Genomic DNA, 25046 nt, shown 5'->3' with positions numbered 1-25046 from the left:
ACGGGCAGGGGCACGATCTTTTTCAGGACTCCAGGTCCAGGGGGGAAGAGTGCTCACCTGCCCGCCGCTACCGGTGACGAGTCTGCCGTATGAGCGGACTCGCTGACTCTCATTAGGGGGGACCCCGCGCGCCTCGACGATGACAATAGACATTGTGACAATGCTATTGTGGTGGAGAAGGCGACCGAGGAGCTGTGATGTCCGTCGAGAGTGCGCGGGACTTCCTACGCGATGCCCATCCGACATCGCGTCTGACGCGAGTCGGTGACCGGCAGGACACTGCAGAACGGTTACTCGCCTCCGCGGCACGCAAGTCGTACGATCCGCTGATCGAGGTTGACTGGGACGCGCCGATCCCGACGGATCGCTACGGCATGACACCCGAGTGGTGCAGTCTCTACGGCACCGAACTCTGGGACTCCATGACCGAGGAACAACGCGTCACGCTCACCAAGCACGAGGCGGCCAGTATCGCCGGTACCGGAATCTGGTTCGAGCTGATCCTCATGCAGATGCTCGTCCGAGACATCTACTTCCACGATCCCGCCACCCCGCATGTGCAGTTCGCGCTCACCGAGATCGCCGACGAGTGCCGTCACTCCACGATGTTCGCGAGGTCGGCGCAGCGCTTCGGAATCCCGTCGTATCGGCCCAAGTGGTGGATTCGCCAGGCCGCTCGGGCGTTCAAGGCGACCGCCACCGGGTCCCTGGCGTACGGCGGAACCTTGTTCGCCGAGGAAATCCTCGACATGATGCAGCGCGACTTCATGCGGGACGAGCGAGTGCAGCCGGTGACGCGCACGGTCAGCAGGATCCACGTCCTCGAGGAGTCGCGGCACATCAAGTACGCACGTGAAGAAACGATTCGCCGGCTCCGTTCCGCATCCCGGTTCGCGAGAGCCCAGGTGCGATTGGCGCTCGGTGTCATCGCCTATTTCGTCGTCACCAGCCTGGTGAACCCACAGGTGTACGCGGCCGCCGGTCTCGACGTGGACGCGGCGAAGAAGGCCGCCAGATCGAATCGCCACTATCACGACAAGATCCGCGAGGGCTGTTCCAAGACCGTCGAATTCCTCGACGAAGTGGGACTCATCGGTGGCCCGTCGCGGCTCCTGCTCGAACGGGCGCACATCGTCTGATGAAGGAATATCGGATCGACGACCTCGCACGCGAGGCGCGGGTAAGCGTGCGCAACGTGCGCGTCTACCAGGACCGCGGACTTCTCCCGCCGCCCCGGAAACAGGGGCGGACCGGGTGGTACAACGAGTCGCATCTGGCCCGGCTGCACCTCATCGGCCGGATGCTCGACCGCGGATACACCTTTGCCACCATCAGTGAGTTGCTCACGGCTGCCCAGTACGGGCTGCACGTCACCGACGTGCTCGAGACCGACGATCCGGGAAGCCGGTGGAAGAAGCGCAAGCGCGCCGCTCGGCTCACCGTGGCGGAACTGCGGCGAATGTTCGGTGCGCAGACCACCGAGGCCAACATCGCCCGGGGAACCGAACTCGGCGTGCTCGTCCCCTCGGGTGACGACTACTCGGTGAATAGTCCTCGACTTGTGGAGGCTGCCCAGATTCTCGTCGACGCGGGTATCTCACTCGAGAACGTGCTCGACCAAACTGCGGCCGTGCGGAAGGACCTTTCCGACGTCGCAGCACGATTCGTCGCCGTCGTCGCCGACCGTTACCTCGCACCCGAGGGTGAGCAGCTCGAACTGGACGAGGCGAAGATCTCGGACATTGTGCGGCTCGTCGATCAGATGCGTCCACTCGCGCACGACGCCGTCCAGACCCTCTTCGCGGAGGCGATGGAAGAGCAGATTTCCCGTGCGCTGGAGAAGGCCGCCCGGCAACTCGGTGATTCGCCGGGTCCCGCGCAGACGACCGAGAACGACCGAGCAAGTTGACAACCTATGAACGTCGCCGCAACGGCGGCGTCACCCAGATGACAGGGGTAAGAATGACCAGCAGTCCGCGCACCACCGCCCTTCGGGCATTCGCCGGCGTCGCCGGAGTGGGCGCTGTCGTCGCCGCCGCGGCCGCGATCCGCCACAAGCGCTCCACCCGTGGTTTGACGCTGACGACCGAGGTTGCGCCGAACGACCTGCTCCGTACCCCGAGCCTGCGACCCGACGTCAGTGAGATCGTCACCGACGACGGCGCCACGCTGTATGTGCGCGCCTACGGGCCGGTGGACGGCGACCCCATCGTGCTCAGCCACGGATGGACCTGCTCGACCGAGTACTGGTATCCGCAGGTGAACGCCCTGGCCGACGAGTACCGCGTGATCACCTACGACCAGCGCGGGCACGGCCGCAGCACCGTGGGCGCCCTCGCCCTCGGTCCCGATGTCCTCGCCGACGATCTGTCCGAGGTGCTGAAGGCGACGATCCGCGACGACAAGAAGGCCGTGCTGGTCGGCCACAGTATGGGCGGCATGAGCATCATGGCCTGGGCCGGACGCCATCCCGACGAGGTACAGAAATATGCGTCCGCCGTCCTGCTCGCCAGCACCGCCTGTGATCGGCTCATCGCCGAGACCACAGTGATTCCCCTCCCGAACCGCTTCCCCCGGGTGCCCGTCCCGGTAGGCCGCGCAGTGTTGAGCGCGCCGATGCCACTGGTGTCCTCGCCGGTGATGACCCGTGCGATCCAGTACGTGTCGATGTCGCCGAACGCCAGCCCCGCAGAGGTCAGCTTCTGCGAGAAGATCGTGCGCGAGTGCAAGCCCCGTATTCGCGGGGGTTGGGGCGCCGCATTGAGCGGGCTCGACATCCACGAAGCGCTCGACCATCTCACCGTGCCGACCACGGTGCTCGTCGGGTCCATGGACCGGCTCACACCACCCGTTCACGCGCGCAAGCTCGCTCGCGTGCTGGACGAGGCCGGACACCTCGACCGGCTCATCGTGCTCCCCGGTGTCGGGCACATGAGCTCCGTCGAGAACATCGACGAGTTCGACAAGGAAATCGTCCGGCTGCGGAACCTGTAACCGCGCATCGCGCGTCTAGCTGAACACCGTTTAGCTGAACACCGTCTAGCTGAACACCACGGTCTTTCGGCCGTGCACGAGGACGCGGTCCTCGAGGTGCCAGCGCAGGCCGCGGGAGAGCACGAGCTTTTCGATGTCGCGGCCCTGCCGCACCATGTCCGCGACCTCGTCGGCGTGATCGACGCGAATTACGTCCTGTTCGATGATGGGGCCGGCGTCCAGCTCGGCTGTCACGTAGTGGCAGGTGGCGCCGATCAGCTTCACTCCGCGCGCGAAGGCCTGGTGATACGGGCGGGCGCCGACGAAGGAGGGCAGGAAGCTGTGGTGAATGTTGAGGGCGCGCCCCGCCCAGTGCTCACACAACTCGGAGGGCAGTACCTGCATGAACCGGGCGAGGACGACGGCGTGCGGGTCGTGGGCGTCGACGAGTTCCCGGACCTGGTCGAACGCAGGACCACGTTCGGCTGGATCCTTGGGGAACGGCACATGGTGAAAGTCGATGCCGTGGCGGCGGGTGACGTTCTCGAGGTCCCGGTGATTGCCGATCACCGCACAGATGTCAGCCGGTAGCTCCCCGCCCGCAGCCCGCCCCAGCAGGTCGTGCAGGCAGTGCGCTTCCTTGCTCACGAGCAGCACCACACGCTTGCGTTCGCCCGAGTCGGACACCGTCCACTCCGTGTCCGGACCCAGCTCGGCCGCGACGGCAGCGAAGCGTTCGCGCAGTTCGTCGATCGACATGTTCACCGACGACGCCCGCACCGCCTGCCGGGTGAAGAACCAGCCGGTGTCGGCGTCGGCGTGATACGCGGCTTCGACGATCCATCCGCCCACCTCGGCGAGAAACGTCGAGATCCGGGCGACGATGCCGGTGCGGTCGGGGCAGCCGAGAGACAGCACGTACCGGTGATCCTCGGAAGAAGCAGCGCTCATGGGCAACAGTCTTTCAGGTTGCCCATCGGCCGGTCACGACTGCGGTACCCACGAGAGTTCCGGCGTCGATGTCATGGATTGCCCGCTCGGTGAGGAGCTGGAGAAAGTCCCGGCGAATCGCTTCGACGGTGCCGTCGTCGAAGGGGGAGAGGGCTCCGCGCAGCGTACCGCCGAGGACGAGGTCCCAGGCGAACTCCGGCGTGGCAGGGATGAGGTTGGACAACTCGCGGACCTCCGTGGACTCCGCACCGAGCTCGGCCAGCCATTGATGGAGACCGTCCGGCGTGTCGATCCGTTCGAGGGGATCGAACCGAGACTCACTCTCTTCGGGCGCGAGTTCCCGACGCCTGCCGACGGCGCTCAGGAACGCGCCGGCGAACTCGCGCAGCGCTCCGCGTCGCCACACCGTGATCCCCACCTTTCCGCCGGGTCTGACCAAACCGGCGAGCCGGGTGAACGCAGCATCCATATGCGGCAGGAAGAAGACGCCGTACGAGCACGCGAGCGCGTCGTAGCCCGCCGAGGGGACCGTGCTCGGCGGCTCCCAGGTGGTGGCGTCCGCGCACACGAACTCGATGTTCTTCAGGCCTCGTTCCGAACACTCGAGCCGGCCCTGCTCGAGCAGTTCGTCGGCGAGGTCGACGGCATGAACCAGCCCGCTGGGCCCTACGGCGGTGGCGGCGGGGATCGCGGAAGACCCTGCACCACAGCACACGTCGAGGACGGCATCGCCGGGGTGGAGTCCGAGCTGGAAGACGAGGGACTGCCCGGCAGGGGACCACACCGCGGTGGTGAGCCGATCGAACTCCTGGCGCGCCTCGTCGAAGATCGATCCGGGATTGGTCATACCGCGATGCTAGGCCGTGGACGCGGACAGCCGGCGGCGTTGTGCGAAGCTCGGAGGATGCCGGACGTTGCACTGACCCGTTCCCAGGTGGCCGCCCTCGTCGACCACACACTCCTCAAGCCCGAAGCGACCACCGACGACGTCGGCGCGCTCATCGCGGAGGCCCGCTCGCTCGGCGTCCTCGCAATCTGCGTGTCACCGTCGATGCTGCCCGTCCGCGCCGCGGGTCTGGTCACCGCCGCGGTGGTCGGGTTCCCGTCGGGAAAACATCACTCACTGGTGAAGGGCGCCGAAGCCCGGCTCGCGGTCGATCAGGGCGCGCAGGAAATCGACATGGTGATCGACATCGGCGCCGCGGTGGCCGGTGACTTCAACGCCGTCCTCGCCGACGTGCTCACCGTGCGCGAGGCCATCGGTGACGGCCCGGTACTCAAGGTCATCCTCGAAACCGCCGCCCTCACCGACCACGCCATCGTGGAGTCGTGCCGGGCTGCCGAGCGCGCGGGTGCCAACTTCGTCAAGACCTCCACCGGCTTTCATCCCGCCGGCGGAGCGTCGGTCGACGCCGTGCGGCTGATGGCGCAGACCGTGGGAGGGCGGATCGGCGTGAAGGCGAGCGGGGGTATCCGCACCGCGCAGGCCGCGATAGACATGATCGACGCCGGCGCGACGCGACTCGGTCTGTCGGGAACCCGCGCCGTCCTGGACGGGCTACCCGACTGACCCGCCCGCTCGATCAGACGAGGAGCCCGCAGCTGCTCTGCTGCTCCTGCTGTTGCTGCTGTGTCCCGGCGGCCGGCATCGTGTACGCGCCGCCCTCGAGGGTGATGTCGATGGCGTCGTCGGTGACCTCCAGTGAGGTCGGCTGCATACCCAGCGGGTACGTCTGCAGGCTGGATGTGAGCGTCTGCACGATTCCGTCGACCAGGTCGGTGGGAAGGCCGAAGCCCAGGATCTCGGCGTTGACCGTGTTCACCTGAACCGTCCCGGCACTGGCCTCGGGCCGGACGGTCAGCTCGGCGAGCCCAGCAGGACCGACCGCGAAGGTCAGCGTTCCCGCGTCGGCGTCGGCCTTGACGGCGCTGACGAGGGAACCGAATGCCTGCTGCTGCAGCGTGGTCAGGATTCCTTCGGTGGACCAGTGAATTCGGGCGTCCGAGCTGCCGATAGTGCCACTGCTGTCCGGGGTGTCCTCGATGCGAATGTCGTTGACCTGGGCGTTGACCTGCATTCCCGCTGCGGGGCCGAACTTCGTGTCGTCACTGTCGATGGTGATGTAGGGAACGTTCTTGTCCAGCGACTGCAGCAACACCGGCTTCCAGCTCAGACCCACGTCCACCTTGGAACCGAGTTGGCTCTCGAACTGGTCTGCCATGCAACTCTTCACGCTGTGGCGGACATAGAGTTCACCGCCGACCAGTACGGCGACGAGCGCGGCAATGACGATCAGTGAGATGACGAGCACACGGTTACTTCGGGATGCGGAGTTCGTTCGGGCTGCCATTGCACGGATTCTTCCCCACAACTCTGAACAAATTCTGTGAAAGCTCTTCGGTGCGGGCGCGAACTTCTCGAGAAAGTGTGATTCACGACACAGAAGCCCGTAATGTGAGGGAATGTCCGGATGGTTGGCTCCACGTCCCGGCGGCCCCGAGCGCGAAGGTGTCGGCGAAGAACTGACACGTCTCGCTACGGCGCAAGCCGGATTCTTCACGACGGCGCAAGTACTGCGCCTCGGCTTCACGGCCGACGACGTCGCTGAACACGTCACCGCAGGGTCTTGGGACAAGATCGAGCGAGACCTGTTCCGACTGAACGACTGTCCCCACTCGGATCTCGACGAATTCGCAAAATGGTGCACGTGGTTCGGTGCCGCCGCGGCCGTCTCGCACCAGAGCGCCGCAGAACTACACGGTCTCGGTCACCTGTATCCGCGGTTCATTCACCTTTCCACGGTGCTCTCGCCTCCGTCGCCCACACAGCAATTGGCATTGCACCGCCGTTCGCTTCGCGCGGAGGACTGCGAGCAGGTGGGACCGCTGCGGATTACCACGCCCACCTGTACCGCGCTCGACCTCGCCGCCAGCGGTATCTCACAGGAACTGCTCGACGAGGTGGTCTCCGACGGGGTCGCGATCGGTCGTCTGGACGTGCGGACCCTGCACGGCGAGTGCGGGTCGCTGCCGGCGCAGGTCGCGCAGCGCGTCGAGCATGCGCTGGCCACCTGCACCTGAGCGATCACTCAGTCGACGTCACCCTCGTCTGCGCACCCACACAACATCTTTCGAGAAGAAGCGCGAGATCTTTCGAGAAGGAACGCGAGGGGCGTCCTACGTCGATCGCGGGAATTGATTCGACGACTGCGCCGGCGCGACCAGGTCCCAGGGAACGGTGAGCACGTTGTCGCGGAGTCGCCTGCGTTGCGCTTGCACCGGGACACCCTGCGCGCGAAGCAGCTCCAAGGATGCGCGCCACCGCACCCGTGGACCGAATGAGCCGTGCGGCGCCGCGGCGGCCCAGGCCCGGTCGACGGCCGTGAGCAGCGCATGGATCGGTTCTCCGGGAACGTTGCGGTGGATCAGCGCCTTCGGCAAGCGTTCGGCGATGTCTGACGGAGTGTCGACGTCGAAGGGGTCCCACGCGAGCGTCAGCGACAGGGGGCGGGTGGCGTCGAGCAGCACCCAGGCGCAGCGCCGGCCGAGTTCGTCGCAAGTGCCCTCGAGGATGAGCCCGCCCGGCGCCAGCCCGGACTGCATGAGGGCCCACGCCGGCCCGACCGCCTCCTCCGGATACTGCCGCAGCACGTTGAACGCGCGGACGAAGACGGGACGCAGGCCGGACAGTTCGAAACCGCCCCGCGCGAAACTCACTCCGCGGCCGCCCTCGACCACCCGTTCGGGATCGATCTCGAGACCCACGACCCGTCGATCCCGCCGCACCGCGAGAAGTCGATCGGCGAGTTCGAACGTGGTGTGCGGGCGCGCGCCGTAGCCGAGGTCGACGACGAGGGGATCGGCGCAGTCACCGAGTGTGCGACGCACCAGAGCGTCGTGCACAAGCCAGCGATCGCTGCGCCGCAGACGGTTGATGCCGGTGGTGCCCCGAGTGATGACACCCGATGGCGTGCTCCGGCCTCGGGCGCCACGGGGCCGCCTCAGCATCGCTGAAGTCATGGGAACGGGGTGCTGTGGGTACTACTGCTGGGACAACCAGTTTTCGGTGATCTCGGCTTCGGCGCGGAAAAGGTCGATCAGGTTGACGAGCATCAACTGCTCGAGCTTCCCGCCGATGAACGGCAGGTACACCTTGGCCTCGGACGACGTGCGGAACGTGCATCCGGTGTCCGTTGCGAACAGTTTCATGGTGCCCGTGAGGCTGCCGGGTCCTGCGGGGATCGATGCCTCGTAGGTTCCGGTGGTCGGGTCACCGAACGGGGTGTACGACTCCTTGCGGGTGATGACCATGTCCTTCTTCATCACGGTCTGCGCAATCTCCGGGAGTTCGGAACGCGGCAGGATGTGGTGCAGGACGATGTCGATGCCGTCGTCGCTGACCTCGAAGTGCTCGATGTGGTTCTCGGAGTACTTCCGCATCTCCTCGATGCGCGCGTCCCAGTAGTCGCGGTCGGTGAACGCGCCGTACACCTCTTTCGGGGTGTACTTGTAACGGGCTGAGTAGTCGATGCGGCGAGCCATGATCGTCAAGGTTACCGGACTGTGACCGACCACAATCGATGCCCGCCCCCAGGTCGCCGACCGTCCGGGGCGAGCCGATCTGCGCGGTCAGGCGCCGAGCCACCCCTCGGTGAACTCCTGCTCCTTGTCGATCAGGCGTAGAACCTCGTCCCCGATGGCACCTTCGATCTTGCCGCCGATCAGCGGAATCTTGACCTCAGCCTGACCGGTGACCTGGACTTTCGATCCGGAGCCCGCGCTGGTGAGGGTTTGCGATCCAGAGATTTCGGCGGGTGCGCCGGTGACCCGAGCGGTGAAGGTGCCCGACGCGCGACTGCCATCGAGCGCGCTCCACGTTTCAGTGCGCTTGATCACGAGGTCCCCGGAACGGACCTTCGCGACGATGCTCGGCAGGTGCTCGGCGGGAATCGATTGCGACATGGCCACCGAGATGGTGCCCGGTCCGGTCGTGACCTCGTCGAGCGTGGCTCCCGGCCCGCCGACCTCGGCAATCCGGTCGCGCCAGTACTGCTCGGTGGTCAGGCCTGCGTGGACCTGGTCGACGGGGAAGGAGTAGGTCGAGGAATGCTCGATGCGGCGGCTCACGGTCCGCAGGCTACCGTTTGCGGTTGTGTGGGATGTGAGCATTGTCAGTCAACTCGTCGATTCCGGAGCCTTCGTGTCCGAGAATCTCGACTTCTCGGGGATGACCACGCTGCGGGTCGGCGGGCCCGCGCGGATCGTGGCCGAGTGCCCGACGACGCAGGTGCTGGTCGATGTGGTCCGCCTGCTCGACGCCAGTGAGATACCGACGCTGATCCTCGCGGGCGGCTCCAATCTCGTGGTCGGCGACGACGGTTTCGACGGTGTGGTTGTCCGTGTGTCGAACACCACGGTGGAACTCGAAGAGGGATTCGTCACTGCCGATGCCGGTGCCGAGTGGGATCAGGTCGTGGCGCAGACCGTGGCCGCAGAACTCGGTGGGCTCGAATGTCTGTCCGGGATCCCCGGCTCGACGGGTGCCACTCCGGTGCAGAACGTCGGTGCTTACGGGGTCGAGATCGGGACCATGCTGCGGCGAGTGCGACTGCTCGATCGACGCACCGGTGAGGTGCGCTGGGTGCAGCCGGACGCGCTGGGGCTCGGCTACCGTACGAGCGTTCTGAAGCACACCGACGCGGCCCTGGTGCTGTCGGTGGAACTTACGGTGCATCGAGATGGTCTGGGCGAGCCGTTGCGATACCGCGAACTGTTCTCTGCCCTGGAGGCGGAGGAAGGGGATCGGCGACCCTCGGTGGAGGTCCGCGACGCCGTACTCGACCTGCGCCGAGGCAAGGGCATGGTGCTGGACCCCGAAGATTACGACACCTGGAGTGCAGGGTCGTTCTTCACCAACCCCGTCGTACCCGAGCGCGAACTAACCACCGTGCTCGCCGCCGTCGAGTCTCGACTCGGTGACGTCTCCGTGCCGCAGTATCCGGCAGACGCAGGCACCAAGCTCTCCGCCGGGTGGTTGATCGAGCGGGCCGGGTTCTCCAAGGGGTATCCCGCCGACGGTGCCGCAGCCCGCTTGTCCACCAAGCACACCCTTGCGCTCACCAACCGCGGCGCGGCAAAGACCGAGGATCTCCTGGCTCTCGCTCGCGAAGTGCGGGACGGTGTCCAGTCCGCCTTCGGCGTCCGCCTCGAGCCGGAACCCGTCACCGTGGGCTGCGCGATCTGAAAGTTCGGTCCGTAGCGCAGGTAACCTGTCAGCTGTGCATGAACTGGGTTCTCGGACAAGCCGGAAGCGTGTCGCGTACGTCGCGGCGGCGCTGATCGCTCTCATCGCCTTGCTCGCCGGCTGCACGGTGGGTTCGCAAACCGAAACGCCCGCCGCCCCACCCGAACCTGTGGTCCAGGTCACCCAGAGCCCGGAGTCGGGTACCCAGGACGTGAACCCGGTGTCGCCCGTCTCGGCCACCGCCACCGAAGGCACCTTCACCGACATCGCTCTCGTCAATGCGGAGGGTCGTGCTGTACAGGGCGTGCTGTCGCCCGACCGCACCACGTTCACCGTCGGTGAGGCTCTCGGCTACGGAGCCACCTATACGTGGAGGGGCACGGCTGTCGGTACCGACGGCAAGACGGTCACCGTCGACGGCAGCTTCACCACGGTCCAACCCGAGCAGACGATCTCGGCCAACCTGAACATCGGTGACGGCCAAGAGGTCGGTATCGCCGCACCGATCATCGTGCAGTTTCACGAGACCGTGGAAGACAAGGCCGCTGTGGAGAAGGCGATGACGGTGACGACCACGCCGCCTACTCCGGGTTCGTGGGCGTGGCTGCCCGACGACAACGGGTCGCGCGCACATTGGCGCCCGCAGAACTACTGGGCACCGGGCACCACCGTGAATCTGAACGCCAAGTTGTACGGGCTCGACTTCGGTGGGGGAGCGTACGGAGCCGAGGACCTGTCGCTCGACTTCACCATCGGCCGCAGCCAGATCGTGATCGCCAACGCGCCCAGCCACCGTATGCAGGTGGTGCGGGACGGCCAGACCATCATGGACATCCCGGTCAGTTACGGCGAAGGCAACGAACCGCGCAACGTCACGCGTAGTGGCATCCATATGGTGACGGAGAAGCACGAGGACTTCCTCATGTCGAACCCGCCGTTCTACGAGAACGTGCGCGAGCGGTGGGCTGTGCGCATTTCCAACAACGGCGAGTTCATCCACGCGAATCCCGAGACGCTCGGTGTGCAGGGATCCTCGAACGTCACCAACGGCTGCATCAATCTGTCGCTGGGGGACGCCCAGCAATACTTCGGCACCGCCATGTACGGCGATCCCGTAGAGGTCACCGGCACCTCCATCGAACTATCGGCAGCCGACGGTGACATCTACGACTGGGCCATCGATTGGCCGACCTGGCAATCGATGTCCGCACTCGCCTAGGGGAACCGAACCGCCGCCCGCTGCGTCTACCTGAATGAGTCCCGATTTCGGGAAAGGTCGAACGGCAGGGGGGGTCGCGGTGGCGGGATGGATGCTGTTGGGATCGGTGACGTTGATCGTTGCCGCGGTGTGGGCAGTGGTCCTGCTGCTCGAGTATCAGGACCGCCGAACCGAGGGACGGGAACGGTGACGTCACGTCGTGCGGTGGAATCGTCCCGAAGCTGCCTGATCACGGGGCTTGACGACGATCTGGTCGACGTTGACGTGCGACGGGCGCGACGCCACGAAACCGATGATGTCGGCGACGTCGGCCGCGACCAGCGGAGTGATCCCCTCGTACACCTTGTCGGCGCGCTCCTTGTCGCCCTCGAACCGGACCAGCGAGAACTCCGTCTCCACAGCACCCGGCGCAACCTCGGTGAGACGAACGGGCTTGCCCAGCAACTCCCCACGCAGCGTCCGATGCAGCACGGCCTGTGCGTGTTTGGCCGAGGTGTAGCCGGCACCGTTGTCGTAGGCCTCGAGCGCTGCCACCGATGTAATGGTGACGATCAGTCCGTTGCCCGAGTCGACGAGCTTGGGCAGGAGCGCCTTGGTCACCCGCAGGGTGCCAAGGACGTTCGTCTCCCACATCCAGCGCCAGTCGTCGAGGTCGGCGTCGACGATCGGAGCCAAGCCTTTTGCCCCGCCGGCGTTGTTCACCAGCACGTCCACCCGAGGCAGTACCGCCGTGAATGCGTCCACCGAGTCGTCGTCGGTGACATCGAGCTCCAGTGCAGTGCCCCCGATGTCCTCGGCAATCTTCTCCAGTCGATCCACCCGCCTCGCTCCGATGACCACGTGAAAACCCTGATCTGCCAGAGTGCGGGCGGTGGCTTCGCCGATTCCGGAGCTCGCTCCGGTGACGACGGCGACGCGGGTGTCGGGTGAAATGATCATGCGGCCATGTTAGGGCGCGGACCTTACCCGCGAGCGGACGCGGGCTCGTCGATGACGGAGTAGCCGCTCGCATCGCCGGCGACGCTGCGGCTGCGTTCTCCGCGAATATTGACGGGCACGTCCCCCGCGAGGGTGATGCGATTGAGCCGGCGATACTGATCGTCGTAATCGGCGACGGCGTAGTGCTGGGTTGCGCGGTTGTCCCAGATGGCGACATCGCCCGGCTGCCAGTTCCACCGGGTCGTGTACTCGAGCGAAATGGCGTGATCCTGCAGAATCCGGAACAACGCCTGGGACTGCGCAGTACTCAGACCGACGAGGTTCTTGACGAAATGCCCCAGCAGCAGAGTGCGTTCGCCGGTCTCCGGGTGTACCCGCACCACCGGGTGCACCGTCTCGAAGTACGTGGACTGGAACTCGGCGCGATACTCCTGCGTCTTCTCGTTCTGCGCCCGCTCCGCGCTCGTCGCGGCGTAGTCGTAGACGTTGGTGTGGGTGGCCCACAGGTTGTCGGCGAGAATCTTCAAAGGTTCCGGCAGCGCGTTGTACGCCGCGACACCGGACGCCCAGGTGGTGGAGCCACCGTAGGTGGGGAGTTGCACGGCACGCAGAATCGACGCCTTCGGGATGCGGTCGACGAAGGTCACGTCGGTGTGCCAGCTGTTGGCCTTGCCGTAGTCGGAGTCGATGGGCAGCACCGTGGTTCCCCGGGAGGTGACCGTGGGGTGCGCCGTGGTGGGGGAGCCGAGCAACTGCGCGAACTCGTACTGGGAATCGTCCGTCAGGTGCTCCTGCCCGCGGAAGAAGATCACTTTGTGGGTGAGCAGCGCCTGGCGGATCAGCGACACCGTGGCGGGGTCGAGGTCGCCGCCGAGTCGGACGCCGTCGATCAGGGCACCGATGTGCGCGCCGAGTTGCACGACGCTCGCGGCACTCGGGACGGCAGGGGCGTCGGCAACGTGTTCGGGCGCGAAATCGAGAGACATGATGGGCCTTTCGGGTACCGGAAGTGATGTGCAGTTCCGCAACCGAACCATCGGCGAGCCACCCGCCGGAAGGATTAGCGTCAGTCTGATCGCAAGAGTCGCCGAGCTCGCCGTATCGGCAGAGATTGGTGAAAGCGACCGGAGGTGCTATTTTTCTTGCCATGTCCTCAGGCCAGCCGACCGCTCCGCGGGTCACGTATGTGACTTCCGCGCTCGGTTCGCGGCTGCCGTTGGCGCGGGAACTGTGTTGTCGCTGTTTCAGCAACTGCAGTTGACCCGCGCACTCTTCTCCTGATCAGCCGTCCCCGTCTCCGCAGGGGCGATGCAGTATTCGGACGAAGGTGCGCACCGCCTCCGCAACCAAGGACTGCCACGTGTCTACCCCCACTCTTTCCAGCTCGAACCTGAGCGCCTCCGCCCGCTTCCAGCGCCCTCTGCCTCGTCCTCGACTGAGCATCGTTCCTCCCGAACTGCGCATCAGCGATGGTCCCGCCGCTGGTGTCCTGCGGGTGGCCCGTGCTCGCGGACCCCTGTCGCGGGACGTGGCCGCCAAGGCGACCGGCCTCAGTATTGCGACCGTCAATCGCCAGGTGTCGACGCTCCTCGACCTCGGGTTGCTCCGAGAGCGGGGCGATCTCACGCCCTCCGGTGCCATCGGTCGTCCGCGCGTCCCGTTCGAAGTGAACCACGAGCCGTACCTCACGGTGGGTATTCACATCGGCGCCGTGGTGACCAGCATCCTCGCGAGCGATCTGCGCGGAAAGGTACTGGGGGCGGCGGAAGTTCCGACGCCGCGCGGTCCCGCCGCCGAAGCATTGACCGGTATTGCCCGCAGCGCAAGGGCTTTCGCGTCCCGCTGGCACCGCCGCCGTCCGCTGTGGGCGGGTGTCGCTCTCGGTGGACGCGTCGACGCCCAGACGGGTGTGGTCGATCATCCGCGCCTGGGATGGCAGTCGGCACGGGTGGGGTCGATCGTCGCTGACGGACTCGGATTGTCCGTGTCCGTCGCCGCCCACGTCGAGGCCATGGCCGCGTCGGAATTGTTACTGAGCCCGGACAGTGAGGATTTCGCGGTGCAGGGCGAGACCGGGTTGTATTTCTACGCCCGCGAAACCGCCGGCATCGCCATCACCATCGACGGTCGCGTGCACACGCCGTCCAGTGGCCCGGGTTCCATCGCACACCTGCCCACCGGTTCCTCGGTGCAGTGCTCCTGCGGTTCACGCGGATGCCTCGAAGCGACGATCAGCGATCGTGCGGTCATCCGCGCGGCGCTGGAGGCGGGCATCCTGCCCGAGTCGGCGCGGCTGCCGTCGATGGGTGCGCTGTACAAAGTGGCGGCGGCAGGATCAGTAGCCGCGCACGAGCTTCTGGTCGAGCGCGCTCAGGTGCTGGGCAAGACCGTGGCCATGCTGCGTGACCTGTTCAATCCGGACCGTGTGATCCTCGGTGGCCAGGCCTTCACCGAGTATCCGGCCGGCATCCCGCACGTGGCCGAGGCGTTCGCCCAGGCATCGTCTCTGGAGCGCAAAGACATTCGCATCACGGGCTTCGGCAACCGGGTTCAGGAGTATGCATCGACCGTGGTGTCGCTGAGCGCTCTCTATTCCGACCCGGTCGGCGCGATGCGGCGTGCATCGCTATAGCAGTGCGGATCGAATGGTCAGCCGCGCACGCACTAGGCTGCGCGGCTGACTGATCCGTCGGAAAAGGGGTCAGCTGACGGGTGGCGCCGACGTGGCGTCCGGCGCCGCTCCGCGTCGCCGCAGTTCCTCCTGGGCCCGCTCGATACCCCCGTGTTCGAGTGCGGCGAGCGGTGATTCGTCTGCCCACACGAGACGGCCACGACGACGGACGGTCACGCTCATCGAACCGGCGAGATGCTCGAGCGCGCCGGCAATGTTGCGCCGCTCCTCGGGCAGTGGTACCGGCAGCACGTGTGCGGAGCCGAGCGGGGAACCGCCCTCGATTTCGACACTCCACGTGCGGCCACGACCCCGCATCGACCAGCGATCGTCGGTGACGTGCGCCTGTACCGGTGAAGTGACGGGATTGCCGAGGCGGAAGACAGTGCCGTCGGGCAGGGCGACGACGACGGCTGTCACCTCGGTTCGAAGTCGGCCCACGTCGACCTCCCCGCCCGCGAACGCCACGCACGCCTGACGGTCGGCGAATCCGTGAGCCTGCCCCCACCACCAGTTGTCGGGGAACCCAGCCTTGCCCCAGTTCTTCTCGGCGTACACCTGGGCGCCGCCGAGATCGATCTCGGTGTCGCCGAGCACCGCGGTGCCCTCGGCTCTGCCCCCGAGCAACCACGGATGCCAGTACTGGTTCAGCGCCGGAACGCTCTGGAAGAAGCTGGATCCACCGAAACGGCGATGTGGCCACCCGACCCGCTCGGTCACCCGGACGTCGAGTCTCGCGTCCGGTCCCAGATCCACCTGGACGCGGTCGGCGGTGCCGCGGAACGCCTTGCCGGCGAAAGCTCCCAACCCTGCGGACTCTGCGTGTCCCTCGGGGTAGGCGTCGGTGCGCAGGAACCGGCTCGGATGGGCGGCGAGCCCGAGCGTCGACCACTGGCCGTCCGACGCGCGGTTGATGCCTGCCAGCGCGATGACCACCTGGCCTGTGGCGGGCTGGGTGAATCGCCAGAAATAGCCCTCCATCGCGACGCCGTGTGCTGCGAGGAGGTTGCCGAACGGTAGATCGGCCCCCGTCGAACGGTATGCGCGCAGCAGTGAAGACATCGGATCAGCTCGCCGGTCGCAGGACCGCCTGCGACTGGGTCACCTGGGCGACGAGCCGATCCTCGTCGTCCCGCAGTTCGACGACTACAACAACGGTGCTCCGGCCCGCGTGCAGCGGACGTGCCGTAGCCGTGACTGTTCCCTTACGCACCCCGCGGGTGAAGACGGTGCTCGAACTGGTGGTCGACGTTGTCGCACCGGCAGGCAGATTGAGGAACGCGCACGCGGCGCCCACACTGTCCGCGAGTGTCATGAGTGCACCGCCGTGCATGCCGTTCCCGGCGGTGGTGCGGTGCTGTTCCCAGTCGAGCCGGCCGACTACCGCGTCGGGCGTGGCCGCCTCGAGGCGGACCCCGGTGTGCACGGCGAAAGGCATTGTCGCGAGGAGATCAGCGGGATCCATACCCGTGGATGCTAGGCGCGGAATCCGGTCCGCGCAGGCGGTTCGCAGGCGTCGACGCCGCTCAGAGCGGGAGTGAGGATTCCGCGAGACCGGCCGGCGCTCCGCGGCGGCGGAACCACTCCTGGCCGAACACCGCACGGAGTTGCTCGTCCGGCATGGCGAGGAAGGGCCCGAAATCGCCGATCTGGGTGGCGTGCGCATGCATCGCCGCCCGCTTGACCTCGAGAACCCCACTGACATCCACGACCGTCGTGATCTCCGACTCGGGGAGGCCGAAACTGTCGAGGTCGGGCGGCTGCGCGTCCTCGGACCATTGCGGGTTCGCGGCCAGCAGCCCCCGGATGTGGTCACGGCTTACGGCAGCCTCGTACACGTGCCGCACACCGGCCAACTCCGCGGCGCGGACGCCCACGTGGTGGACTTGGACGTGGTCGGGGTGCCCGTACCCACCGTTCGGGTCGTAGATGGTGACGACATCCGCGGCCTCCTCGACGAGTACCGCGGCCAGCCGGGCTGCCGCTTCTTCGACATCGGCGTTGCAGAATGCCGCAGGATTGTCGTTCTCCGGCGTCCCAGCCATCCCCGAGTCCGCGTAGTGGAGCAGCACGACCCGCGCTGCGCCGAGGAGGCCGGTCGAGTGCTCGAGCTCGTGCCTGCGCCGTTCGGCGAGCGACTCGCCTTCGGTCAGGATCCCTTCCGGGACCTCGCCGAGGGCCCCGTCCGTGGCCGTGACCACGACCACGCGGTGACCGGCATCGGCAGCCTGCCGCATGACACCGCCGGTGGTGAACACTTCGTCGTCGGGATGGGCGTGGAAACACACCAGGACACTCATGAGCGCAATACTGGCACGCGGCCGGCCCGCGCGGCGGCCTCTAGGGTGGCCGCATGGCTATTCGTGAAACCTTCGGCGTCGACGGAACGCCTCTCGTGTACTCGGTTACCGGTGCTCCGGACGCGCGCCCCCTGGTTCTGCTGCACGGCTGGGCGCAGTCTTCGCAGTGCTGGGGCACCGCAGTGCTGGACGAGCTGGCCGCGCGCTACCGGGTGATCGCCCCCGATCTGCGCGGGCACGGGTATTCGGGCGTTCCCGCCACTGGCTACGACGACTCCACGGTGTGGGCGGGAGACGTCCGCGCGATCCTCGCCGCCGAAGGGATCACCTCCGGCGCGGTCCTCCTCGGATGGTCGTACGGCGGGCTGGTCATCTGCGACTACCTCGCCACTTACGGAAGCGCTGCGGTAGCCGGGGTGGTGCTCGTCGGTGCGATCACCAGCATCGGCCGGGGTGAGAAGGGCGGCAAGGTCGGCGCCGCGATGCGCAAGGCGGTCCCCGGTGCGATGTCGGAAGAGCCGCGCGTCGCCATTCGCGCGCTCGGCGCGTTCGGGACCGCCCTCACCGGCCCGCCGGAAGGGAAGGGTGCGCAGTCGCAGGCTCTGTTCGGTGCGAGCCTCAGCACCCCACCGCGGGTACGCGCGGCCCTCTTCGACCGCGCCGCGAGCCACGACGACCTGCTGCGCGCACTGGATGTGCCCGTCCTCGTGATGCACGGCACCGAAGACTCCGTCGTGGACGTCGCTGCCGGCAGGCACGCCGCAGACCTCGTGCCCAACGCGCAGGCGTCGTTCTGGGAAGGCTGCGATCACGGACCGTTCGTCGAGGATCCGGCTCGGTTCGTCAAAGAGGTCGGCGAGTTCGTGGACAACCTCGGTTAGAAGCACGGCCGAGCGAGGGGGCAGTATGGAGTCGTGACGCCCATGTACAACGACCTCGGCGGGCTCGGCCGGGGCGCGCGCCCCCGCAGGGTGGCCGTCCTCTCGGTCCACACCTCACCGTTGGCGCAGCCGGGTACCGGCGATGCGGGCGGAATGAACGTATACGTGCTGCAGACGGCCATACAGATGGCGCGGCGCGGGGTCGAGGTGGAGATCTTCACCCGGGCCACGTCGTCCGCCGATCAGGTGGTGCAGGAGGCGGCGCCCGGCGTGCTGGTCCGCAATGTGGTGGCCGGCCCGTTCGAGGGACTGGACAAGCAGGACCTGCCCACCCAGCTGTGCGCGTTCGTTGCCGGAGTGCTCCGAGAAGAGGCGCGCCACGAGCCTGGCTATTACGACGTCGTGCACTCGCACTACTGGCTGTCCGGGCAGGTCGGCTGGCTCGCCCGCGACCGGTGGGGCGTGCCACTCGTCCATACCGCCCACACGCTTGCGGCGGTGAAGAACGCGTCGCTGGCCGAGGGCGACACTCCCGAGCCTGCCGCCCGCCAGATCGGCGAACAGCAGGTCGTCGCCGAATCCGACCGCCTCGTCGCCAACACCACCGAGGAATCCGAACAACTGGTCCGGCACTACGGCGCCGACCCGAACCGGATCGACGTCGTGGCCCCCGGCGCCGACCTGACCCGGTACCGGCCCGGCGAGAAGAGTGATGCGCGGCGCGCGCTCGGCATCGACCCCCGCGAGACCGTGGTGACATTCGTCGGCCGCATCCAGCCACTCAAGGCTCCCGACGTGCTGCTGAGTGCTGCTGCGGAACTCATCGCCGGTGATCCCGACTCGACCCTGCGGGTGCTAGTCGTCGGCGGTCCGTCCGGTACCGGGCTGGCCCGGCCTCACGCGCTGATCGAACTCGCCTCCTCACTGGGCATCGCCGCCCACGTCACCTTCCTTCCGCCGCAGGTGCCCGACCGTCTCGCCGACGTGTATCGAGCATCGGATCTTGTTGCTGTGCCCAGTTATTCGGAATCATTCGGTCTGGTCGCCATCGAGGCACAGGCGTGCGGCACCCCGGTGATCGCCGCGAACGTGGGCGGTCTCGGTGTCGCGGTTCGCAACGGCGAGACCGGACTCCTCGTGGACGGGCACCGCACCGGGGACTGGGCGACGGCGTTGCAGTCGCTCGTGTCCGATCCCCGACGGCTGGCGGCCTTGGCCGCCGAGGCGCCGCGGCACGCCGAGAACTTTTCGTGGGAGCACACCGCCGACGGACTTCTCGAGAGTTACCGGAAAGCGACAATCAACTACATTAACGGAAACGGGCCGAGCGAGTTCTCCCCGCGTCGCGGACGCGGATTGTGGAAGCTGCGCCGGGTCGGGGGAGTGCGCGCATGAGCGATCTTGCCGAAGTCGTCGAGTCTGCGCTGGCCGAGCGTGAGATGGAGTTCACCAGGAAGGATTCGACGCATTTCATCGTCGAGTTACCCGGAGAGCGCAAGCTGAAGACCACCACCCTATTGACCGTCGGTACGCATGGTCTGCGGGTGGAGGCGTTCGTGTGCCGCAAACCGGATGAGAATTTCGAGGGCGTCTACAAGTACCTGCTGCGCCGCAACCGGCGGCTGTACTCGGTGGCCTACACGCTCGACAAGATCGGCGACATCTACCTGGTCGGGCAGCTCGCCGGCCACGCCGTGAACGCGGACGAGCTGGATCGGGTGCTCGGGCAGATCCTCGAGGCCTCGGACGGCGATTTCAACACCCTTCTCGAGCTGGGATTCGCCAGCTCGATCAAGCGGGAATGGGACTGGCGCGTCTCTCGCGGGGAGTCCCTCGCCAACCTGAAACCGTTTCAGCATCTGATCGACGACTCCGAGGAATGAGCTCTCGATAACCGCCCGCAGAGCGGAAATATGCGCGGGTAGAGTTGCTGCATCTTGTGACTGTTGTCACAGGATGAGTACATGTTTCTAGGTTTCACAGAAACTTGTGTCGACAACTGCTGCTGCAACACTTCGAGGGAGAGGCCCCAGTGAGCTTCAAGAGCCCGTTTCCGGACGTCGAGATTCCGAACCTCAGCGTCTATGACTTCCTCTTCGGTTCCGTCGACCCGGCCGAGGAGGCACGGCCGGCGCTGATCGACGGCGCTTCCGGTGCGGTCACCACTTATCAGGGGTTGATCGCCCAGATCAACGGGGTCGCGGGGGCGCTCGCGGCCCGCGGATTGGCTGTCGGTGAGGTCGTGGGTCTGCATTCGCCGAATGTTCCCGCGTTCGCGTCGGTGTTCCACGGGATCCTGCGGGCCGGTGGTGTGGCCACCACCATCAACGCGCTGTACACGGCGGAGGACATCGCCAAACAGCTCACCGACTCCAAGGCCAAGTTCCTTTTCACCGTCTCGCCGCTGCTGCCGCAGGCCAAGGCCGCCGCCGCCCAGGTCGGGATCGCGGACGCGAACGTGATCGTCCTCGACGGCGCCGAGGGTCACCCGTCGCTGAAGGACCTGTTGACCGAGGGGGCGCCCGCCCCGGAGGTCTCGTTCGACCCGGCGACGCAGCTCGCGGTGCTGCCCTATTCGTCCGGCACCACCGGCAGGCCGAAGGGGGTGATGCTCACCCATCGCAACTTGGTGGCCAACGTGTGCCAGATCAATCCGCGGATGGGCATCAGTGGCGACGACAAGCTCCTCGCCGTGTTGCCGTTCTTCCACATCTACGGCATGACGGTGCTGCTCAACGCCGCCCTGCGCAACCGGGCCGCTCTGGTGACGATGCCGAAGTTCGACCTGGTCGAATTCCTGAAGATCGTCTCCGAGCAGAGGTGCACGTACGTGTTCATCGCCCCGCCGGTGGCGGTGGCGCTGGCCAAGCACCCGTTGATCGACCAGTACGACCTGTCCAGTGTGCATTCGATCTTCTCCGGGGCCGCCCCGCTCGATCAGGAACTGGGCAAGGCGGTCGCGAACCGGCTCGGTTGCCGGGTGCGGCAGGGCTACGGCATGTCGGAGATGAGCCCGGTCAGCCACGCCATTCCCTTCGATCGCGACGACATCGCGCTGGACTCGGTGGGCCCGACGATCGCGAACATGGAATGCAAGCTCGTCGACCCCGGTACCGGCGAGGAGATCGAGCAGCCGACCGAGGGTGTCAGTGCGCCGGGTGAGTTGTGGTGCAAGGGGCCGAACATCATGGCCGGTTACCTCGGCAACGACGAGGCCACCGCGGAAACCCTGGACGCGGAGGGGTACCTGCACACCGGTGACATCGCGACCGTTGATTCCGAGGGTGTGGTCACGATCGTGGACCGGATGAAGGAGCTGATCAAGTACAAGGGTTATCAGGTGCCGCCGGCCGAGTTGGAGGCGTTGTTGCTGACGCATCCGCAGATCGCCGACGCCGCCGTGATCGGGGTGCTCGACGAGGAGGGTGAGGAAGTGCCCAAGGCGTTCGTCGTCAAGCAGCAGGGCGCCGAACTGGACGAGGCCGCGGTCATCGCGTTCGTCGCCGAGCGGGTGTCCCCGCACAAGAAGGTCCGCAAGGTCGAGTTCATCGACCTCGTGCCGAAGTCGGCCGCCGGGAAGATTCTCCGCAAGGACCTGCGGGCCGCCGAGGCGGGGAAGTAGACACACCGTAGAGGGGTTCAGGGCGCAAGGGTTCCGGAACGCATGCCAGGATGAACGGCATGAGTACCGGAACCCTTGTGCTGCTCCGCCACGGCGAGAGCGAATGGAATGCACTCAACTTGTTCACCGGCTGGGTGGACGTTCACCTGACCGATAAGGGCATCGCCGAGGGCAAGCGCGCCGGCGAACTGCTCCGCGAGCACGACCTGCTGCCCGATGTGTCGTACACGTCCCTGCTGCGCCGCGCGATCAGCACCGCCAACATCGCGCTCGACGCAGCCGATCGGCACTGGATTCCGGTAGTCCGCGACTGGCGTCTCAACGAACGTCACTACGGCGCCCTCCAGGGGCGCAACAAGGCCCAGGTCAAGGAGAAGTACGGCGACGAGCAGTTCATGCTGTGGCGCCGCAGCTACGACACGCCGCCGCCGCCGATCGACGCGGGCAGCGAATACAGCCAGGACACGGACGCGCGGTACGCGGGACTCGACGAGGTTCCCCTCACCGAGTGCTTGCTCGACGTCGTCAAGCGCCTCATCCCGTACTGGGAGGAGACGATCTCCGCCGACCTGCTGGCGGGCAAGACCGTCCTCGTCACCGCCCACGGCAACTCGCTGCGGGCCCTGGTCAAGCACCTCGACGGCATCTCCGACGACGACATCGCCGGGCTCAACATCCCGACGGGTATCCCGCTGCGGTACGACCTGGACGAGAACCTGACACCCCTGAATCCGGGAGGAACCTACCTCGACCCCGAGGCTGCTGCCGCGGGCGCTGCCGCGGTGGCGAATCAGGGCGGTAAATAGTCCGTGTGCTCGGCCGAATGCCCCGTTCGCGAGGCATTCGGCCAACAGCGGGTGAACGACGGACGAAGAGTGCGGTTCCGACGTGTGACGTGCACGGAAATGGCTGAACCCTGCGTCATCAGCGGTTCGTGCGAACGTACGATTCAGGCGTGAGCGTTGTTCAAGGCGTACTGCTTGCCGTCATGGGCGGCTTCGCCGGCTACCTGATCGGTGGTGTGCTGATTCCCATGCTGTCGACGCGGCACTCGCAGCGGATGGCGGAGCAGTCCGGTCTGACGATGTCGCAAGTGCTCGACCTGATCGTGCTGGCGTCGGAGAGCGGCATCGCCGTGGTGGACCAGTTCCACGATGTCGTTCTGTTCAACCCGCGCGCCGAGGAACTCGGCCTGGTCCGCAACCGACTCGTCGACGACCGCGCGTGGGCGGCGGCCCTGCGCGTCCTCGAAACCGGCGAGCCCGTCGAAGTGGATCTCAGCGCGAAGAATCCGCATCGTGGGCGTGATCGGATCGCTGTGCGAGGCACAGCGCGGTTGCTCAGCAAGGAAGACCACAAATTCGTGGTCCTGTTCGCGGACGACGATTCCGAACAGGTGCGGATGGAAGCGACCCGCCGCGACTTCGTCGCCAACGTCAGTCACGAACTCAAGACCCCGGTCGGGGCCATGGGCCTGCTTGCCGAGGCACTCCTCGAGTCGGCGGACGACCCGGAATCGGTGCGGCACTTCGGTGAGCGAGTGCTCCACGAATCGGTCCGCCTCGGCAAAATGGTCACCGAATTGATCGCGCTGTCGCGGCTACAGGGTGCCGAGAAACTCCCCGACCTCGAGGCGGTATCGGTCGACGAGGTCGTGGACGAAGCCCTGCAACGCTGCAGGATCTCCGCGGAGGCGGCGGGCATCTCCGTCACCACCGACCATCCCAGTGGCTACGAAGTCCTCGGTGACCGCGCACTGCTGGTCACCGCACTCACCAACCTGGTGCAGAACGCCATCGCGTACTCGCCGAAGCGGACGCCTGTGTCGGTGAGCCGCTCGATCCGCGGCGCCAACGTCGCGATCTCGGTCACCGACCGCGGTGAGGGGATCGCCAAAGCCGATCAGGAGCGGGTGTTCGAACGCTTCTTCAGGGTGGACAAGGCCCGGGCGCGGGCGACCGGCGGAACGGGACTCGGGCTCGCCATCGTCAAGCACGTCGCCGCCAACCACAACGGATCCATCGAATTGTGGAGCAAACCCGGAACGGGTTCGACGTTCACCCTGCAAATTCCTGCACACATCGAGACAGTGGACGCCGACGGCGGAAGCGTGGAAATGAGAGATACCGGTATGGAGGCCAAGCGATGACAAGTGTGCTGATCGTGGAAGACGAGGAATCACTGGCCGACCCGTTGGCATTCCTGTTACGCAAGGAAGGGTTCGAGACGACGATCGTCGGCGACGGACCCTCTGCACTGGCCGAGTTCGATCGTTCCGGCGCGGACATCGTCCTTCTCGACCTGATGCTCCCGGGCATGAGTGGCACGGACGTGTGCAAGCAGCTGCGCAGCCGATCCGGTGTCCCCGTCATCATGGTGACGGCACGCGACAGCGAGATCGACAAGGTGGTCGGGCTCGAACTCGGCGCCGACGACTACGTGACCAAGCCCTACTCCGCGCGCGAACTGATCGCACGGATCCGCGCGGTACTCCGCCGCGGCGTCGACAACGACCTCGACGTGGCGCAGGACTCGGCGGTCCTCGAGGCCGGCCCGGTCCGCATGGACGTCGAGCGTCACGTCGTGCAGGTCAACGGTGCGGCGGTAACGCTGCCGCTCAAGGAATTCGACCTGCTCGAGTACCTGCTGCGGAACTCGGGACGGGTTCTCACAAGGGGGCAGCTGATCGACCGGGTGTGGGGTGCCGACTACGTCGGCGACACCAAAACCCTGGACGTCCACGTCAAGCGTCTGCGCTCGAAGATCGAGACCGACCCGGCCAAGCCCGAGCACCTGGTGACCGTCCGCGGTCTCGGCTACAAACTCGAAGCCTGAGGGGCGTCAGAAGGGGTTGTAGACGTAGACGGGCCGGAACGGGGAGAACACGAGCTGCGTGATGGCGTGCTCGCGCGCCTGGTCGTCGAACTGGCGGCACGATACGGCGACGTAGTGTCCGTCGCCCTTGCATTCGATCACCCGGGACGTGCCGAAGGGGCTCAACACGATTGCCTTGTCGCCCCTGTCGCCGAACGCACCGGGGTCGAGCGGTGCGACGAAGTTCGCGGTCTTGTCGTGGTAGGTGTGCCAGCCGTACGGGTCGTCGGCGGGGTCGGCGGCGGCGACCGGGGCGAGGGCCAGCGCGGCGGCTGCGGTCAACAGGGCACCGGACAGAATTCGAGCAAGCATGTTCTCTCCCATCGTGGCTGTGCCCGCGAGCGGGCCGTGCCTGGGAAATCGACCGCTGGG

General features: G+C 66.5%; 27 protein-coding genes. 15 read left to right on the top strand and 12 right to left on the bottom strand.

Annotated elements, in window-relative coordinates; translation table 11 throughout:
• The first annotated feature begins 197 nt into the window (after positions 1–197).
• Genes NOF53_RS22990 through NOF53_RS22980 form a run of 3 tightly spaced genes read left to right on the top strand, consistent with a single transcriptional unit; the run spans position 198 to position 2994 of the window.
• Entirely contained in the window at positions 198–1139 is a 942-nt protein-coding gene (locus NOF53_RS22990; RefSeq protein ID WP_255973071.1) for an AurF N-oxygenase family protein, read from the top strand.
• The gene (locus NOF53_RS22985; RefSeq protein WP_255973069.1) at positions 1139–1909 is read left to right on the top strand and encodes a MerR family transcriptional regulator; all 771 of its coding nucleotides are present in this window, start codon (positions 1139–1141) and stop codon (positions 1907–1909) included. Before NOF53_RS22990 ends, NOF53_RS22985 begins: the two co-directional genes overlap by 1 nt.
• 53 nt (positions 1910–1962) lie before the next feature.
• On the top strand, positions 1963–2994 hold the full coding sequence (locus tag NOF53_RS22980) for an alpha/beta fold hydrolase (RefSeq protein WP_255973067.1): 1032 nt from the start codon (positions 1963–1965) through the stop codon (positions 2992–2994).
• 45 nt (positions 2995–3039) lie between these two features.
• Here the strand turns inward: NOF53_RS22980 and purU are convergent, their stop codons facing one another.
• Positions 3040–3924, bottom strand: coding sequence for a formyltetrahydrofolate deformylase (gene purU / locus NOF53_RS22975; protein ID WP_255973065.1), 885 nt, complete (start codon positions 3922–3924; stop codon positions 3040–3042).
• 13 nt (positions 3925–3937) lie between these two features.
• Positions 3938–4771 carry a class I SAM-dependent methyltransferase gene (locus tag NOF53_RS22970; RefSeq protein WP_255973063.1) on the bottom strand — a complete coding sequence of 278 codons (834 nt, stop codon included), beginning with the start codon at positions 4769–4771 and terminating at the stop codon, positions 3938–3940.
• A 57-nt stretch (positions 4772–4828) separates the two neighbouring features.
• Between NOF53_RS22970 and deoC the strand changes: the two genes are divergently transcribed.
• Positions 4829–5494, top strand: coding sequence for a deoxyribose-phosphate aldolase (deoC, locus tag NOF53_RS22965; RefSeq protein WP_255973061.1), 666 nt, complete (start codon positions 4829–4831; stop codon positions 5492–5494).
• A gap of 13 nt (positions 5495–5507) precedes the next feature.
• Here the strand turns inward: deoC and NOF53_RS22960 are convergent, their stop codons facing one another.
• The gene (locus NOF53_RS22960; RefSeq protein ID WP_255973059.1) at positions 5508–6275 is read right to left on the bottom strand and encodes an LmeA family phospholipid-binding protein; all 768 of its coding nucleotides are present in this window, start codon (positions 6273–6275) and stop codon (positions 5508–5510) included.
• A 112-nt stretch (positions 6276–6387) separates the two neighbouring features.
• Here NOF53_RS22960 and NOF53_RS22955 point away from each other — a divergent pair, with 112 nt between their 5' ends.
• Positions 6388–7005, top strand: a complete 618-nt coding sequence (locus NOF53_RS22955) for a type IV toxin-antitoxin system AbiEi family antitoxin domain-containing protein (protein ID WP_255973057.1) — start codon at positions 6388–6390, stop codon at positions 7003–7005.
• 96 nt (positions 7006–7101) lie between these two features.
• Here the strand turns inward: NOF53_RS22955 and NOF53_RS22950 are convergent, their stop codons facing one another.
• The 3 genes from NOF53_RS22950 to NOF53_RS22940 all read right to left on the bottom strand — a co-directional run bounded on the left by NOF53_RS22950 (position 7102) and on the right by NOF53_RS22940 (position 9051).
• Entirely contained in the window at positions 7102–7944 is an 843-nt protein-coding gene (locus NOF53_RS22950) for a class I SAM-dependent methyltransferase (RefSeq protein WP_255973054.1), read from the bottom strand.
• Between the two features lie 21 nt (positions 7945–7965).
• Positions 7966–8466 (bottom strand): DUF2505 domain-containing protein, encoded by a 501-nt coding sequence (locus NOF53_RS22945; RefSeq protein ID WP_255973052.1) that lies wholly within the window; start codon positions 8464–8466, stop codon positions 7966–7968.
• A gap of 87 nt (positions 8467–8553) precedes the next feature.
• Positions 8554–9051 carry a DUF2505 domain-containing protein gene (locus tag NOF53_RS22940; RefSeq protein WP_255973049.1) on the bottom strand — a complete coding sequence of 166 codons (498 nt, stop codon included), beginning with the start codon at positions 9049–9051 and terminating at the stop codon, positions 8554–8556.
• A gap of 25 nt (positions 9052–9076) precedes the next feature.
• Here NOF53_RS22940 and NOF53_RS22935 point away from each other — a divergent pair, with 25 nt between their 5' ends.
• Both NOF53_RS22935 and NOF53_RS22930 read left to right on the top strand, forming a co-directional pair.
• Entirely contained in the window at positions 9077–10168 is a 1092-nt protein-coding gene (locus tag NOF53_RS22935) for a UDP-N-acetylmuramate dehydrogenase (RefSeq protein WP_255973085.1), read from the top strand.
• A gap of 34 nt (positions 10169–10202) precedes the next feature.
• Complete coding sequence (locus tag NOF53_RS22930) at positions 10203–11387, top strand: L,D-transpeptidase (protein ID WP_255973047.1); 1185 nt, start codon at positions 10203–10205, stop codon at positions 11385–11387.
• Positions 11388–11579: 192 nt separating this feature from the next.
• Here NOF53_RS22930 and NOF53_RS22925 read toward each other — a convergent pair whose 3' ends face one another.
• Both NOF53_RS22925 and NOF53_RS22920 read right to left on the bottom strand, forming a co-directional pair.
• A complete protein-coding gene (locus tag NOF53_RS22925; protein ID WP_255973045.1) occupies positions 11580–12326 on the bottom strand; it encodes an SDR family NAD(P)-dependent oxidoreductase in 747 nt (248 codons plus the stop codon).
• Positions 12327–12349: 23 nt separating this feature from the next.
• Positions 12350–13312 (bottom strand): TauD/TfdA dioxygenase family protein, encoded by a 963-nt coding sequence (locus tag NOF53_RS22920; protein WP_255973042.1) that lies wholly within the window; start codon positions 13310–13312, stop codon positions 12350–12352.
• A 374-nt stretch (positions 13313–13686) separates the two neighbouring features.
• Between NOF53_RS22920 and NOF53_RS22915 the strand changes: the two genes are divergently transcribed.
• Positions 13687–14958, top strand: coding sequence for an ROK family transcriptional regulator (locus tag NOF53_RS22915; protein ID WP_255973039.1), 1272 nt, complete (start codon positions 13687–13689; stop codon positions 14956–14958).
• 69 nt (positions 14959–15027) lie between these two features.
• Here NOF53_RS22915 and NOF53_RS22910 read toward each other — a convergent pair whose 3' ends face one another.
• The 3 genes from NOF53_RS22910 to NOF53_RS22900 all read right to left on the bottom strand — a co-directional run bounded on the left by NOF53_RS22910 (position 15028) and on the right by NOF53_RS22900 (position 17297).
• The gene (locus NOF53_RS22910) at positions 15028–16059 is read right to left on the bottom strand and encodes a tocopherol cyclase family protein (protein WP_255973037.1); all 1032 of its coding nucleotides are present in this window, start codon (positions 16057–16059) and stop codon (positions 15028–15030) included.
• 4 nt (positions 16060–16063) lie between these two features.
• Positions 16064–16462, bottom strand: coding sequence for a PaaI family thioesterase (locus NOF53_RS22905; RefSeq protein WP_255973035.1), 399 nt, complete (start codon positions 16460–16462; stop codon positions 16064–16066).
• Positions 16463–16523: 61 nt separating this feature from the next.
• Positions 16524–17297 (bottom strand): PIG-L family deacetylase, encoded by a 774-nt coding sequence (locus NOF53_RS22900; protein WP_255973033.1) that lies wholly within the window; start codon positions 17295–17297, stop codon positions 16524–16526.
• A gap of 53 nt (positions 17298–17350) precedes the next feature.
• Here NOF53_RS22900 and NOF53_RS22895 point away from each other — a divergent pair, with 53 nt between their 5' ends.
• From NOF53_RS22895 to NOF53_RS22865, 7 genes are all read left to right on the top strand, one after another.
• Positions 17351–18178, top strand: a complete 828-nt coding sequence (locus tag NOF53_RS22895) for an alpha/beta fold hydrolase (RefSeq protein WP_255973031.1) — start codon at positions 17351–17353, stop codon at positions 18176–18178.
• Between the two features lie 42 nt (positions 18179–18220).
• Entirely contained in the window at positions 18221–19573 is a 1353-nt protein-coding gene (mshA, locus tag NOF53_RS22890) for a D-inositol-3-phosphate glycosyltransferase (RefSeq protein ID WP_255973083.1), read from the top strand.
• On the top strand, positions 19570–20061 hold the full coding sequence (locus NOF53_RS22885; protein WP_255973029.1) for a type III secretion system chaperone family protein: 492 nt from the start codon (positions 19570–19572) through the stop codon (positions 20059–20061). The genes mshA and NOF53_RS22885 overlap by 4 nt, the downstream gene beginning before the upstream one ends.
• A gap of 149 nt (positions 20062–20210) precedes the next feature.
• Complete coding sequence (locus tag NOF53_RS22880) at positions 20211–21800, top strand: AMP-binding protein (RefSeq protein ID WP_255973027.1); 1590 nt, start codon at positions 20211–20213, stop codon at positions 21798–21800.
• Between the two features lie 50 nt (positions 21801–21850).
• On the top strand, positions 21851–22606 hold the full coding sequence (locus tag NOF53_RS22875) for a phosphoglyceromutase (RefSeq protein ID WP_255973025.1): 756 nt from the start codon (positions 21851–21853) through the stop codon (positions 22604–22606).
• A gap of 149 nt (positions 22607–22755) precedes the next feature.
• Positions 22756–23949, top strand: coding sequence for a sensor histidine kinase (locus tag NOF53_RS22870; RefSeq protein WP_308213859.1), 1194 nt, complete (start codon positions 22756–22758; stop codon positions 23947–23949).
• Positions 23946–24635: a winged helix-turn-helix domain-containing protein gene (locus NOF53_RS22865; protein ID WP_255973023.1), complete on the top strand. Its 690-nt coding sequence runs from the start codon at positions 23946–23948 to the stop codon at positions 24633–24635. The genes NOF53_RS22870 and NOF53_RS22865 overlap by 4 nt, the downstream gene beginning before the upstream one ends.
• A 6-nt stretch (positions 24636–24641) precedes the next feature.
• On the opposite strand, the gene NOF53_RS22860 is transcribed toward NOF53_RS22865, so the two are convergent.
• Positions 24642–24986 (bottom strand): hypothetical protein, encoded by a 345-nt coding sequence (locus NOF53_RS22860; protein ID WP_255973021.1) that lies wholly within the window; start codon positions 24984–24986, stop codon positions 24642–24644.
• Positions 24987–25046 lie beyond the last annotated feature (60 nt).

Source organism: Rhodococcus tibetensis, from assembly GCF_024438035.1.
In the GTDB taxonomy this organism is placed as follows: domain Bacteria; phylum Actinomycetota; class Actinomycetes; order Mycobacteriales; family Mycobacteriaceae; genus Rhodococcus_F; species Rhodococcus_F tibetensis.
Note: the sequence above shows the minus strand (reverse complement) of the source record. Positions and strands in the feature narration are given on the sequence as shown.